At 54.4% G+C, this 14,803-nt stretch carries 8 protein-coding genes; 5 read left to right on the top strand and 3 right to left on the bottom strand.

The window, feature by feature from the left end:
• The first annotated feature begins 93 nt into the window (after positions 1-93).
• Positions 94-3,600, top strand: coding sequence for a DEAD/DEAH box helicase (locus B8746_RS09130; protein WP_084393372.1), 3,507 nt, complete (start codon positions 94-96; stop codon positions 3,598-3,600).
• Entirely contained in the window at positions 3,597-5,354 is a 1,758-nt protein-coding gene (locus tag B8746_RS09135; RefSeq protein ID WP_084393373.1) for a phospholipase D-like domain-containing protein, read from the top strand. The genes B8746_RS09130 and B8746_RS09135 overlap by 4 nt, the downstream gene beginning before the upstream one ends.
• Before the next feature lie 15 nt (positions 5,355-5,369).
• Here B8746_RS09135 and B8746_RS09140 read toward each other — a convergent pair whose 3' ends face one another.
• Positions 5,370-5,747 carry a hypothetical protein gene (locus tag B8746_RS09140; RefSeq protein ID WP_084393374.1) on the bottom strand — a complete coding sequence of 126 codons (378 nt, stop codon included), beginning with the start codon at positions 5,745-5,747 and terminating at the stop codon, positions 5,370-5,372.
• 3 nt (positions 5,748-5,750) lie between these two features.
• Positions 5,751-7,673: an IncP-type conjugal transfer protein TraG gene (gene traG / locus B8746_RS09145; protein ID WP_084393375.1), complete on the bottom strand. Its 1,923-nt coding sequence runs from the start codon at positions 7,671-7,673 to the stop codon at positions 5,751-5,753.
• 196 nt (positions 7,674-7,869) lie between these two features.
• Here traG and B8746_RS09150 point away from each other — a divergent pair, with 196 nt between their 5' ends.
• Both B8746_RS09150 and B8746_RS09155 read left to right on the top strand, forming a co-directional pair.
• Positions 7,870-8,703, top strand: a complete 834-nt coding sequence (locus B8746_RS09150) for a TIGR02391 family protein (RefSeq protein WP_084393399.1) — start codon at positions 7,870-7,872, stop codon at positions 8,701-8,703.
• Positions 8,704-8,707: 4 nt separating this feature from the next.
• Positions 8,708-9,601 carry a hypothetical protein gene (locus B8746_RS09155; protein ID WP_143434567.1) on the top strand — a complete coding sequence of 298 codons (894 nt, stop codon included), beginning with the start codon at positions 8,708-8,710 and terminating at the stop codon, positions 9,599-9,601.
• Positions 9,602-9,678: 77 nt separating this feature from the next.
• Here the strand turns inward: B8746_RS09155 and B8746_RS09160 are convergent, their stop codons facing one another.
• On the bottom strand, positions 9,679-13,137 hold the full coding sequence (locus B8746_RS09160; protein WP_158084579.1) for an SIR2 family protein: 3,459 nt from the start codon (positions 13,135-13,137) through the stop codon (positions 9,679-9,681).
• A 248-nt stretch (positions 13,138-13,385) separates the two neighbouring features.
• Here B8746_RS09160 and B8746_RS09165 point away from each other — a divergent pair.
• Positions 13,386-14,734 (top strand): IS3 family transposase gene (locus tag B8746_RS09165; RefSeq protein WP_095380815.1). Its coding sequence is split into 2 segments (ribosomal slippage): positions 13,386-13,719 and positions 13,719-14,734, totalling 1,350 coding nucleotides; the frame shifts between segments, so codons are not numbered across the junction.
• Positions 14,735-14,803: the final 69 nt, after the last annotated feature.

Here is a 14,803-nt window from a genome sequence, read left to right on the forward strand (position 1 = left end):
TTTTGCCAACGCTGTGGCGTTGTGGAAAATGAGTTGAAGAATACCCGGGAGAATCTTGGTACCTAGGGGTTGAAACAACAAAGGCGACTTTCATTGGCTAAAGCGGCGTCAAAGCGAAGGAAAAAAATTGAGTTTCTCGACAGGTACCAGCTTGGCGAGACATACCTCGTCCCGCCCGACGCAAGAAGTGGCCGAGCGGGAATACTGGAAGGGTTTTCACCGGCTGGAGATGAAGTCATTGTTCGCGAGTGGCGACGAAAAGCCGGTGACGAAGATCTCGTGGAGATTTGGAAACACGAGCTCCGGCAGCTCTATCGGCTCGCCGGCTATCCGGGGGCTAGCGAACTGATTTGCCAGGTTGCTGCAGCCGGATTTGACAAGGACTCTTATTATATTGTTCTTAGCCCGTCCCAACGCCGCCCACTGAAAGTGTTCCTTGAAAGTACAAGTTCACGCGCCGCGTGGTTGCGCGGGCTCTCCCAACCCCAAAACCGCATCCGCATTTGGAAAAATGTTCTTTGTATCGTGGATGGGATCGGGATCCTCCACAAAGAGGGAATAGTTCATCGCAACCTAGACGAATGGGCTATCTTGACGTCCGCAGGGGATGAACCCGACTTCCAGCTGACTGGTTTCGAATGGTCCCTCAGGCTGAGCAGCACTACTGACAAGAAGCTTGACGATTTATTGGGTGATAGTGGCGTAATTTCCTTTGCTAGGGATTGGCATGACTTGGCGCTCTTGATTGCCCGCCTGTTCAACATTGAAGAGCAGCGACTCGGTGACCCCAAGATCGCCGACCATCGTGTCCATGAGCACATAACAGCCGCCGAAGTGCGCCTGCTGAGGGACATGCGAGCCCCCGGCCTGTTCGACAATTTCAATAGCTCCCAAGTCCGGCAACGCATCAAGGAAATAATTACTAACCTTCAAGCCTTCTCGGTCGCGAATGAAGCGTCCTGGCTCCTTGTCTTCAACTTGTCGCAAACAAGCCCTCTCTCAAGGACAGTGAGGGAAGCGTCGTCGCAGGAAGTGGAAATGGACGACAAGGATGGACAGCTGAGATGGATCAGCGACGATCTGTCCCCGAGTGCAATGCTTGTTTCCACGGAGCATGATGGTCGTAAGCGCTTCTGGCTCAAGGGCAGGGAGCTTGCCTTTGAATTGCGCCAATTCGATTCGAGGAAGCGAACCCCGAGCTGGCGCATGGCGTTTGTGTCAAAAGGCATTCCGAAAGGAGAACTCATAAAGCCGTCCGAAGTCGAAGTGCCAATTCGCGTAGATGCGTTGAGGCTGTTTGATATCGGGAAAGCACATGAAGCGTTTGACAGGGTGATCGACAAGGCACCGGATTGGGAGACGCTGTTTTCGACCCTCAACAGCTCGGACAAGGACTTCTCGAGTCCATCCGACCGCCTGGTAACCGGATTCCATTTATTGCACGCGATCGATGTGGCGCTTGCCGCCACTCTCGCATTTCCAGTCGAAATTGTATCCCACCAATCCCAAGAGCGAACTATCAGCCTAAAATACAGGCGCGATTCGTCGCTTGAGCGGCTCTCAAGCGCCCTGGGTATGGAACATCCTGCTGAACGCCTCGCGCAAGCGCTTGCCGAAGAGGAATTGGACAGCAGTGATGGTTGGATTCTCAGTGAGTCGCTCAATATTGGGCGTACCAGCCAATCAAACATTGAACTCGAATTTGCGCATCTCTCTGAAGAGCCGGCTGATGATCCGCTATATACATTTACGGAACAGTTGGGGGTCAATATTCCAGGCCGGAAAGGGTACCTGCAACCCTTGGACCTGGTCGGGACCTTTACGCAGTTGCAAAGGCGCTCCAAGGCGCTGCAACTCTTAAGCGAGCACACCGAGCTAGTTGGAACCCTGGTTGATCCCAGGAGCCGTATCTCGGATACGCATGAGCGGGTGAAAAAGGACAGTTCATTCCAAGAACTGGATCTACCCAAACAAAGGGCTCTCGAGGATATCCTCTCGGTATTGCCCTTGTTCACGCTCCAGGGGCCGCCGGGGGTTGGGAAGACTTTCCTGCTGAGAGATCTCTTGGAACGCCGCTTCAGGGGCGACCAGACTTCGAGGCTATTGGTGAGCTCCCAAGGCAATCACGCGCTAGATCATTTGCTGCATGAGTTCCATTCGGGTTGGCAGGAATCTGGTGAAGAACAGCCGCTTACTGTCAGGTGCAAGTCTCGTTTCAACCGGAGTCCTCCCTCCGACTACGATATTGACAGTGTGCGAAAAAAATTGGCGACTGGTATTACGTCTTCCAGCTTGATCAGTGTTGCTTCCGGTCAAGTCGAGCAGCGCCTGCAGGACTGTGCGTCGGGATCGGGGAGCGGCGAGCGGGAAGGACGTGCGCTTGAGGCGCTTATTCTCAGGTCTGCGAACATCGTCTTGGCAACCACCAACTCTGAAAGCTTGGCGACGCTGTTGGATGAGCATGCCCAGTTCGATTGGGCAATCATTGAGGAAGCTGCAAAGGCCACCGGAAGTGAGCTTCTTTCACCAATGATGTTGTCCCACCGGCGCTTGCTAATTGGTGACCACAAGCAACTCCCGCCATTCGGCACGCGCGAAGTGGACAGGTTGCTGGGCGACCCCTCCAGGCTGAAAGAAATAGTTGTATCCCTGCCTTCGCTCTTGGACCGCAGCGTGGCCCACCTCCTTGACGACGAGATTGAAGTACGCCTTGGGAATTCAGTCGAAGAAATGGAGAAAACCTGCGGACAGGCCGCTCAAGCCTTTTCGCTGTTCAAGTCTATCCTGTTGGACGAGATCGACCGGCAATCAACAGGGAGGCCGGGCCGGAAGACCGGAGGGGCGCTGACGGAACAGCACAGGATGCACCCTGCGATCTGTGAAGTCGTGTCGAAGTGTTTCTATGATAACAAGCTCGTGACGTCTGGGCGAAGGGAGGTCTCAGCGAAGCGAAATGAGTCTTGGATCGGAACCAAGGACCCGTCGAAGTTGCCATCTGCACCTATTGTCTCACTCAATATGCCATATGAAAGGACGGAAATCGGTGCGGGCCGGTTTGAACATGAGCCGAGATTTACAAACCCCTCGGAATGTCAAGTCGTCCTTGAAGCTATCGCAAACCTTTCGGTCCAGGAGCACCGGCTGGGATTACCCTCGCTTGTGGTGCTGACCCCTTACTTGGAGCAGGTCCGTTTAATTCGTCGCGAAATCAACGACTCGGAAAATGCCAAGCAATCCCTCAAGCAATTCCGGTCAGTCTTGCCAGATGGTGGTTGGGTGGCAACTGTCGATAGTTTTCAAGGGAACGAAGCAGACGTGGTCGTATTCTCACTTGTGAGGAACAACCGGGCAGCAACAATCCGCCGTGCGTTGGGATTCATAGCTGATGAGCGCCGGTTCAATGTCCTACTCAGCCGAGCCCGGGAGCGCCTAGTTTTTGTGGGAAGCCGTGAGTTCCTGAAGACAATCTCAGAACCTTTGGGATTGGAATCCAGGCAGGACGCTGCCTTCCTGAGAACCTACCTGGAAGTGACCGGCAAGTTGGGCAAAAGCGGACAGCACAGGGTGAGGGACGTCCGGATCGAGGATATCAAGGCATGAAACGGCCCGTCTATGTTGCGATGCCCATGTTGCAGCAGTCATACGAGTTTGAACTTGAGAGCGGTCGGCGCTGGAATGCAGTCGAGCACCTAATCCTCCAAGCGATTTGCCAGAAGGCCCAGTCCGCCGGCGATATTTCGCGGGCGGGCAACATGCCTCGGCGGGTCGCACTCGAAGCACTCATCCGGCTAATGAGGGCCGGATGGGTCGAGTTGAGCCAAGCTGCAAGCGAAGTCCACTTTTCCGCGACGGACCGCGGACGGACTGTAGCAATGTATGAAGATCTGCCATTCACGACAGAAACGAAAACCAGGCGGCTGAGCTTTGCAGTGGATCTAGTGTCGGGCAAAGTCCTCAACAAGCGCGAACTCAAGCTCATGCGACCCGATGAATGGCGCGAATTTGCAGAAGCGAAAGTTGCAGTTGAAGTCTCCAAGCCAGATATCAGCAATACTGATTTTGGCCATACAGCGCCACTGATCCGGGCGTTGGTTCGGGAAGATGAAGATGTCGTTCGAATAAAGCCATCAGTCCATCCTCCTTTGGATAGGCTGGCAGTATTCCTCGTGCGGGGGGATAATGTTGAAGGCTTGCCCAGAGATGCAGCCGGACTGAATGGTTCGATACTTGAAGCAGCCAGTAGAGTGCCAAGCGAGGCAAAAGCAGATGGGGCGGCCAAACAGGTCAAGATAATTGCACCGGACAAGGAACAAGTCCGGCCGGTCCGTCATACGGCGGTGAGGCATGCGGATTATGTCCTAGGCGGAGCTGATCACCGTAGCCTAATACAACGGACGCTGCGCAAGGCTCGGAAACTAGTGGTTATTCATACCACGTTCCTGCGCGAGGGGGCTTTCCTCGCCCTCCAAGAGGATTTCAGGGCAGCAGTGAATCGCGGTGCAAAGATCCATGTGTTCTGGGGGCAGGGTGACAGCGCTACGGAGGCCGCCAGTTCGAGGGCCGAAGCGGAAAGGTTACGCATACAGTTAGGGAACTGGGGGTTAAATTCCAACATAACAATTCACAACGCTTCGACCAATTCTCACGCCAAGATACTCTTAGCCGATGACGGCAGCGGTGATTTTACCGCTACGATCGGATCGTGCAACTGGCTGTATTCCGGTTTCGACAGCTTTGAAGCGTCCGTTATCTTGCGCGACCCGCGACTGGTCTCGGATGTGTTATTCGAGCTGGCTGAAATGGTGCGAACGTCAAATCGGGACTTTACCGATATTGGCGTCAATTTTCTACAACTCGCCCGAACGCTCGCGATCCGCTCACCTAGGAATGGGACCTCCGAGGTAAAGATCTTGATTGGGGAAGAGCACGATGATTGCGTGCTTGATGCTAGGGACAATGCGCAGCGGCAAGTCGACGTCATTAGTCACAGGCTTGGCGTCACAGCCGTGCCAGCAATTATCCTGCCCATGGTGTCAGCGACACGGGCAAGGGGTATACAGACAAACCTGTTCTATTCAAAAGCAAGCGGGCCTGTAAGCAGCGAAGACTCACAAGAGGTGCGGAATGGCTACCAGGGCGAGGGCGTCAGTATCACCCCCGTTTACTCTCCAAGAGTACATGCGAAGATGCTCCTGCGCGATGACGATCATGGGATCATAACCAGCCTCAATTGGCTATCCGCCGATACCTCGAATGCGCGGCCACACCAAGAAATGGGCGTCATGATCCGTTCCCCTGGCTCGGCGCGGCACTTACGGGAACAGTTCCAGGTTAAGCGCGAGTATGCAAGCTAGCCGGTCCTGCAACGATTAGTTCCAGATATGCGGGTTGGAGCGGTCGACGACGCGTTTGGTCAGCGCTTCGAGCTCGCTTCGCGCACGAGCTGCATCCGCCGGCGTTTCGAACGGGTTATTGCCCGGCCGCTGCCTCAGCCATTCGAAGATGAATTCGACCAAGAGGTCCGTCTGGAACGCTGTTCCGGTCTCCAGCTTCTCGATCTGGTCTTCAACGCGCTCCAGCCGCTGGATGATCGCCGCATCGGGCCGATCTTCAGGCGGCGTGAACAGCAGGGTCAGCGCCTCATCTATCAAGGTGCCGACGTGGACGCCATGCTCTGCAGAGAACTGCTTCACCTTGCGATGGTTCGTCTCGGAGACGCGGATATGAAGCCTGGGATTGCGCGCCATGTCCTAGATCTCCCGTCCGCCATTTTCCTGGGCATGCAGGTAGTAGCGCGCAATCTGGTCTTGGATGCTACCACGCTGCTGCGGTGCGCGTTCTTCCTCCGCCGCAATATCCTGCGTGGCCTCATCCTCATCGCCGATGTCAGGGCCTACGGACCGCGCCAGCCCACCTGCATCGTCGTTAGAGGGCGACGGACCAGACTGATGATATCCGCCAAACCACGATGTATTGGCACTGGCAGCCACACTCGGCAGAGCACCGACCCGCTCGGTGAAATTCCGGTCTTCATAGTAGCGGAGTTTCTTCGCGCGGATCGGTGGATGGCTCGCCAGAAAGATCAGCGCGTCATCGGCCGGCATCTGCATCACTTCGCCGGGTGTCAGGAGCGGACGCTGTGTTTCCTGCTGCGAGACCATGACATGACTGAGCCAGGGCGCGAGCCGGTGACCAGTATAATTCTTCTGGTTTCGCTGCTCCGTCGTGGTTCCGAGCATGTCGGAAATACGCTTGGCGGTGCGCTCGTCATTCGTCGCGAACGCGATCCGGACATGGCAATTATCGAGGATCGAATTGTTCTGCCCGTATGCCTTCTCTACCTGGTTCAGAGACTGAGCAATCAGGAAGGCGCGGATCCCATAGCCCGCCATGAAGGCGAGCGAGCTCTCGAAGAAGTCGAGCCGTCCGAGCGCCGGAAACTCATCCAGCATAAGCAGCGTCTGCCGGCGATCTTGCCCATCGGGCAACTCTTCACAAAGCCGCCGTGCAATCTGATTGAGGATCAACCGCATCAAGGGCTTGGTTCGCGAGAGATCAGAGGGCGGAACAACCAAGTACAATGACGCAGGTTTCCCACTCCGAAAAAGATCCTCAATCTGCCAATCCGAACCGGATGTCGCCCGCTGAACGATTGGGTCGCGGTAGAGTCCCAGAAATGAAACCGCCGTCGACACGACCGACGACTTTTCATTCTCGGACTTGTTCAAAAGCTCACGCGCTGCTTCCGCCACAACCGGATGCGTCATTGGCCGGTCGCGGCTTCCGAGATGGTTCGCTTCAAGCATTCGCTCCAGCGTGTCATCGATCGGCCGGGTCGGATCAGAGAGCAGCGTCGCCACGCCCGCAAGCGACTTGTCGTCCTCGGCGTGAAGAACATGCAGGATGGCGCCAACAAGCAGTGAATGCGCCGTCTTGTCCCAATGGCTACGTCGCTCCAGGGAGCCGTCCGGATCGACGAGTATGTCCGCAATATTCTGCGCATCGCGAACCTCGTGCGCGCCGAGCCGCACTTCAAGCAATGGGTTGAACCGCGAACTCGACAAATCCGTCGGATCGAAACGGACACAGCGAGAGAAGCTCGATCGCCACTTTGAGGTCAGCGCCCAGTTCTCTCCCTTGATGTCGTGAATGATGGCATTGCCGGTCCAGGAAAGAAGGGTAGGGATCACCAACCCCACACCCTTGCCTGACCGTGTCGGCGCAAAGGCCATGACATGTTCTGCGCCAGCGTGCCGGAGATAGCGCCCTTTGAACCGTCCCAGCACCAAACCTGACGAACCCAGCAGACCAGATTGCCGAACATCCCGAACCGATGACCAGCGCGCCGAGCCGTAAGTCGTCGCATTCTTCTCGCGTCTTGCCCGCCATAGCGATGCGATGATCGCCATCACAATCCCGGCGATTCCACCGAGCGAGGCAATCACACCGGCCCGTGCAAACACGTCTGGGGCATAAGCATCATAAGCATACCACCACTGGAACAGCCGCCAGGGTTTGTAGACCGGCTGACCCGCCACTTCGAACCAGGCTCCGCCCAAACGAGGTTGATGGTCTAGAACCCCAGCCACCCACTGCGTCGCAATCCACACCGAACAGGTGATCAGGAAAAGCGTCAGAAGAAATTGGCCAAAGAGGAATTTGGTAGGGGTCATGATCCGCCCGTCCGATTGAGAACCGGTAGGAGAATTGCCCGCCAAGCTACATCAAGCGACATGGAGCTTGAGGAGTTCCAGGGAACCAGAGGTCTCGGGGACGCGGGGCAAGGACTGGCTAGGTTCAGAGCGATTGCTTAATGTCCAACGCAATTTGTTGTTCCTCAATTGTTCTGGCCTGGGTATAAGTATGGCCATGGATCAAGCAAAAGAGAGCGAAAGCAGAACACTGCCCCAATCCCAACTTGAGGCGATTGCGCAAGCTCTGGGGGATACAGAAGACGGCTTAACGAACAGCGAGATTGATCGGCTGATCGTCGAGTGCCGAATGGTTGATCCTGGACCGGGCACCAAATGGAAGCGGATATATAACGCTTTCGCTGAAGTGCAGAACCGCAAGCAAAATCGCACTAACGTACTTGAGTTCATCCGTAGAGCGATGGCGCCGGTCAAATACATGAGATCGCCGGAAAGGTTTGAGACCCTCCGCAGAAACCTCAATGGCGTTTTGCTGTTCTCGGGGATGCTGGTGGATGATCGGGGTAAATTGGTTCCAACAACAACGGCAAGCACTATCTCAGATGCCCGGCGGCGCGCAAATGATCTACGCGCTGATCTGAAAGATCGCGGTGTTCATCCTGATGTGTTGGCTTTCTGCAAGGAAGAGCTTCTCGCGGACAATTACTTTCACGCGGTCCTAGAGGCGACGAAAAGCATCGGTGACAAGCTTCGTACCAGAACGGGCTTGCAAGACGATGGAGGCGTTCTCGTTGACCGGGCACTATGCGGTAACCCGCCAATGCTCGCGATAAATCCGCTTAAAACAGAAAGCGAAAGGTCTGAGCAAAAGGGTTTTGCCAACCTCGTCAAAGGAACATTCGGGATGTTTCGGAATCCCACCGCGCACGAAGCTCGCAAGAATTGGAACATGAGCAAGGATGATGCGACGGATTTGTTGTCATTGGTCTCGTTGATTCATCGCCGGGTTGATGCGTCGCATATGCCTGACAGGACAACAGCTAAGAACTAAGAAGATGAAGAGGTATTTGGTTTATCCGTTTGACTTTGACACGCGCGCCGAGTTGTTGCGCACGGAAATTCAAGATTCATGGGAAGAGAAGATAAAGGCGCAATGGCGCACAAATAGGGAGAGTCTTGAGGCGAGCCTTCGCAAGGAACTTGGTGACCACAACTTCGATATGAAGTTGAAGAATGTTAGAGACTGCGGATCAGCACCATTTTCCATCGTTTCGTATCACAACCCATTGTACCATCAGGCACGGTACGCGTTTTATCATGGGTATTACTATCCCGCGCTTCTGGCCGCCTGTGCTTTGGGAGAGCGTATGCTCAATCATATGATATTGGACCTGAGGGACGAGTTCAGTGGCACAGAGCAATACCGAAAGGTTGCTAGGAGAAACTCGTTTGATAATTGGGACGTTGCGATCAGCACTCTTGAGGCTTGGGATATCTTTCAAGCCGATTGCGTCACCGCCGATTTCCGCGCCTTAAAACGACTTCGGCACCGTTCTGTTCACTTTTCTCCTGAGACGTATCGAACGTTGCGTGAAGACGCCCTCAGCGCTTTGCAGCATTTGGCGTCGATAATCCGCGTACAGTTTGGATTTGACGGGGCGGCCAGATGGATGCTGCCTGGCACGAAAGGAAACCGTTTCATTAAGAAGGACAGTGAAGCCGACCCCTTCCTGGTGAAGTATTATCTTCCCCAATGCCCGCTTGTCAGCCCGATGTTTTCGATCAACTTCCTGCCTCAGGGCATCGGCTTTTTCGACTTTAAAGACACCGAGGATCGAGAGGTTTCCGATGCCGAGTTCGCTCGTCTCTACAACGAACGTGATCCGACCTTGATTGCACCGTCAAAAGTGCCGCCGGAAGACAACATAGTGTGGTATCTCCGCCAATAATGAACCTGCGCTGTCTTCTTGTTGTTTCTCTCGGATGCAGAAGAGCGGCCTGGCCACGTTTGCCTATCTCAGAGCGTCTACAATCGTTGACTAAGTTCGATAAGGCGAGAATCGGATCGCAACGAGGGATCGGCTTCTGCAAGAACTGACAAAGCAGTTTCAGCCCCATAAGGCCATCGTGACTTGTCATCGGGAAGGACCGCATACAACAGGGTCAACATGGCGGTTGGGTGTTGTCCGGCAATCGTTTCATCGCTTTTACGGAGTTCGGGGATGAAAAGCCGATCATCGCCGACTTTTGTGACCAGGGTTGCTACAATCTCTGCAATTTCCGGAAATTTGTCTTTCTGAGCTAGAGCCAACTCTACAAGGCGTGCTGACATCTTACTGGTGCGCAATGATTTTTGCTTCGGCCACACGTTGCGAAGGAATTCGACCAAATCCTCCGACCATTCTTCTTGTTTACGTGAGAAACGGTCTATTCTCCATAGAATGTTGCTCTGGAACCGATCACTCCCCTCGATGATCAGAGAACGTAGTTCTTCGTTGGAAACCACACGTTTTCCGTCGATTGTTGTTTTCCACCCCGACAAAAAGAAAACAGCCAGGAATTCGGAATTCCTATTCTCATCGTCCTCCTGTGTTCGCACAACAGCTTCAAGGTGGGGGCGGAGCGTAGTGTAGAGAGGTATTTGTGGAATGGAGCCGCTACTGAACACGCCAGCCCAGAATGCTTCAACATCGCGGCAGTCATCATAGCCATCTTGCAGGACGGAAAGGAGGTTGTCTTGCGTCCATGATGGGTCAACATAGTTGAACCAACGAATGCGCAGGCAGAACACACAAATGCAAAATGCTCTTGTGTCTTGAGGCAGGGCAAGAAGTTGTTCGGCGCTTCGTTTCCAGGATGCAGGAAGTTTTTCGCCTTTTTCAAACTCCTTATCGCCAATAACGCTCACCAGCATTTCGGCCAGCCTTCCGGGGGAAGAATTTATCGCCGCACTCACCCAGTCACGCTTACGTTCTGTGTCGACTATTGCACTCTGTCCAGCAGTGTTGCACTGCTTCAGAGTTTCAACAAATAGCGCCCAAAGTTTCTGGTAGCTCTCTGGGGCATCGCTCAGGAGAGCGGGAGCCACTGATTCAAACCAGAATGAAGCGGAGTGAGACAGGCTTGAAAACTGTTCTGCTGAGAGCTTGCATAGAGCGGCAATAATCTCTTTGCGAAAGGCAGTTGTGTCACCTTTCCGATTTTCCACCCGAAGGAACTTGTCCCAAAACTCCTCTTCAAAATGGCCGCTTGAAAGACGTGCACACAGCGCATCCAGTGCTCTCCGGGGTTCAGCAGCGCTTAAGCCGCTAAAAGGTTGGTACTCGACCAACTTACCCACAGGCCTTCGATTCATATCCAGAAGCATTGGAATGATATCTGCGCTTTCGACGCCTTTTAAAATACCAAAATCCGTATCGATGCGGACCATTCCACCACCTCCGTCGTGAGCACTTGCGGCGCTTTGCGCATATGTGTCACTCCAGTCGGGGGCATCCTTTCTTAGAAGTTCGAGTTCTTTGTCGAGGTCAAATGTGAACGAGCACCCTTGGGTGTTGAGCCATATCAGTCGTCGCAGAACAGAATGAGCGACGTAGGCTTTCTGATCATCTCTTGTCCCGCGCTTGGTCTTCGCGCGACCTGCACGAATACGCTTTTCGATTTGCTTTCGCTTCTCGATGCTAATCTCGTTCCAGCGCCTTGACAGTCCGAGAAGCAAATCTCGCTCACCTTTGAACGGCCAGAATGCATCACGGCTCAACGCCAACAAAACGTCAGCAAATTCGTCTGCAGGTGCAATATCCAAATTCCCGAATGCCCAAACGCGCAAGCGTTCCCACATTCTTCCACCAGTCGGCCAACTTCTGAGCAAGGCGAGCGCCTGCGCGGGTGAGATAGCCGCCATACGTTTGAAGAGGTCCGTAAAGAGGATCACGTGCCCGGAGAGCTTGTAGCTTCGATGAAAGCTGGAATCTCCCTCATCTTCGTTCGGCTCGTCAGGCTCGATAGAGCAAATGTCCACCCACGACGAGCGGCGACTTTCAAGGTCCCAGGCAAACTCCAGTGAAGATTTCAACTTGGGCAGTAGCGCTGGAAGATACTCATCCGGAACTGCGACCTGACGAATCCCTTCTGAATAGTCCACCTCAACTTGCACAAGGTCGGAGGTCTTAAGTTTTTTGGATAGTTTGGGCGGAACGGGGCGACGGCGGTAATTTGTTAGTTTTAGGCATGGACTGAATATGTCCGCATATTCCCGTGCAAGCGATTCGTACCATCCTGTATTTCCCGTGTGTAGCGTGAGCGCATAGGCCTTATCCTTGTCGGCTTTTAAAGAATGAAATTCCCTTATCGCGCGCCAGGCGTCGAGAACCGCCTGACTGGTTCCCTCCTCCTGTTTGCGAAACAGTGAGAAATCGACGCCATCCATTACACGACGATGGATATTGCCCTGCTGGCCCGCCCACCAAGCGCATGCAGGTTCATATGCAACCCGACCTATCCAATCAGCTAAGTAGTCTATGCGTGGCGGGAGGCGTGGCACTTCATCCGCATAGTATCCACGCAGGTGAGTTACATTGTCATGCGATATACTGCGGAGATCCTTAGGCGTAGGGGAGAATGCATCCCATGTTTCCGGCGGAATACGGCCTACCCGCATCCCACCTTGTTCTTCTTTTCGTGGCGGGTGATCGCTATCCAGCTTGTAAAGGTCGAAAGGGTTTATGTTTTTCGTTTTATCATAGGAGCCGTCTTCTGGTGCAGGCTCCCCATATCGAATAACGGGGTCGAACACGCAGAGCCACTCAGATGGGAGCGGCGGGCTATACTGAGCGAATGCTTTTGCTCCCGCCGTCGAACGAACGATATGGGCAACTGCGCCTCGCTCCGCAGGGGTCAGTCTTCGTGGTCCTCGTGCCGCAGATTTTAGTGTTTTGGATCGCCACTTCGATGGGTTGACTGAGCGCTTTGCCCAAACTTCAAGACTGTCCCATAGAGTACGATGCCCGCATCCGCTGTGTGTGTCGTAGAGGATGGGATCAACGCCTTTCTCGTCCCACTCGGCGATTGCTTTAGGATCACTCGCGTCCTGAAATGCATAAGCCCGTCCTTGCGAGGCATCGGATTGCCTTAGTCCTTCCAGCAAGTAACGGATCGGGGGGTCGTCAGCAGAATAGCCGACAAACACGGCGACATGCCTATCAAGTACATTTTTAACGAACTCCCGTGCCCAACCCGCCGCGAGATAGGCATCGCCAAATGAAGCACTTGAAAGGACGAACCCATCCTGTGTTGCTCCGCGATAGTCTTTGTCAACGACACCATGAAGATGTACGATGCCCCAGTCCGCCTCATTGAAAGCTATGTGAGGAAGATTTGACCGAGTCGATGTGATCAGGTTCTTCCCGGCCGTCTCAAACAACCGATCAAAGTTCGTCGTTACAATACGAATCTGTCCGGTTAGCAGGGTGCTCAGTTTGAGCAAGGTTCGATGAGCACCGAGGTCAACTTCGCCGACGCTCGATAGCGCTTCTGCGACTGCGGCTTCAATCTGAGTTCGTGTGAACTCTCGCTCCAGCAGGCCAAAAACCCTATCTGATGTAACGACACCAGATAGTTTATGCTGATCTTCGACGGACTGACCGACTGTTCCCCGTCAGCGACCATGAGACAGATCGGCCAAATTGCTTAAGGAGGATTTCTGGCACATCGTAGCCCGCCAAGGGAGCGAAGATGAGACAGAAATCCGGGCCGGAAGGATCGGCCGAAAAACATGTGAAAGAGATACGCCGTAAGACCCGGCGCAAATTCTCTGCCGAAGAGAAGATCCGCATTGTTCTGGAAGGCCTGCGCGGAGAATATTCGATTGCCGAACTGTGTCGGCGTGAGGGGATCGCCCAGGGCCTTTATTACACCTGGTCGAAGGAATTCCTCGAAGCGGGAAAGAGGCGGCTCTCCGGCGATACCGAGCGCCAGGCGACGTCCGGTGAGGTGAGCGGCTTGAAGCGCGAGATGCGGGATCTGAAGGAAGTCGTGGCCGACCTGACGCTGGAAAACCGCATTCTGAAAAAAAGCGTGATCGGGGATGGGGAGGATACCGAATGAGATACCCTGCCTCTGAGAAGCTGGAGATCATCCGGCTGGTCGAACAATCACACCAGCCGGTGAAGAAGACACTGGAACAGATCGGCGTGTCACGTCCGACCTTCTATCGCTGGTATGACCTTTACCGGCGGTTCGGTGAAGCCGGGCTTGAGGATCGGCGCAGCGGCTCCGGCCGGGTCTGGAACCGCATCCCGAACGAGGTGCGTCAGCAGGTACTGGAAATGGCCCTGGATCAACCGGAACTATCTCCCCGGGAATTGGCGGTGACGTTCACCGATGAGAAGCACTACTTCGTCTCCGAGGCCAGTGTTTACAGGCTTTTGAGGGCGCACAACCTGATCACGAGCCCGGCTTTCATCGTGATGAAAGCGGCTGATGAGTTCAGGGAGAAGACCACCGGGCCGAACCAGCTCTGGCAGACCGACTTCACCTATCTGAAAGTGATCGGCTGGGGATGGTTCTATCTCTCCACCGTGCTTGACGACTTCTCCCGCTACATCATTGCCTGGAAGCTCTGTACCGGCATGGCGACGAGCGATGTGCAGGATACGCTGAACCTGGCGCTTGAGGCTTCCGGACTCGATGAAGTAAACGTGATCCATCGCCCAAGACTACTCTCAGACAACGGACCTTCCTACATCTCTGGCGATCTGGCTGAGTATCTTGCCGACAAGGGAATGAAGCATACGCGCGGCGCGCCGTATCATCCCCAGACCCAGGGCAAGATCGAGCGCTGGCATCAGACCCTGAAAAACCGCATCCTGCTGGAAAACTACTTCCTGCCGGGAGACCTCGAAGCGCAGATCGACGCGTTCGTTGGCTACTACAACCACCAGCGCTATCACGAGAGCCTGAACAATCTCACTCCGGCAGATGTCTATACGGGCCGCGGCCAGACCATTCTGCTGGAACGTGAGAAAATCAAAAGGAGGACCATGAAACTACGGCGCTTGCAGCACGCCCAATCCGCTGCTTAACTCAACCCAGATGCGCCAGACCCTCCTTAAGTCAGGCAGCCTGAAGTCTCAAATACCTGACGACGGACA

It is taken from the genome of Henriciella pelagia, assembly GCF_002088945.1.
In the GTDB taxonomy this organism is placed as follows: Bacteria; Pseudomonadota; Alphaproteobacteria; order Caulobacterales; family Hyphomonadaceae; genus Henriciella; species Henriciella pelagia.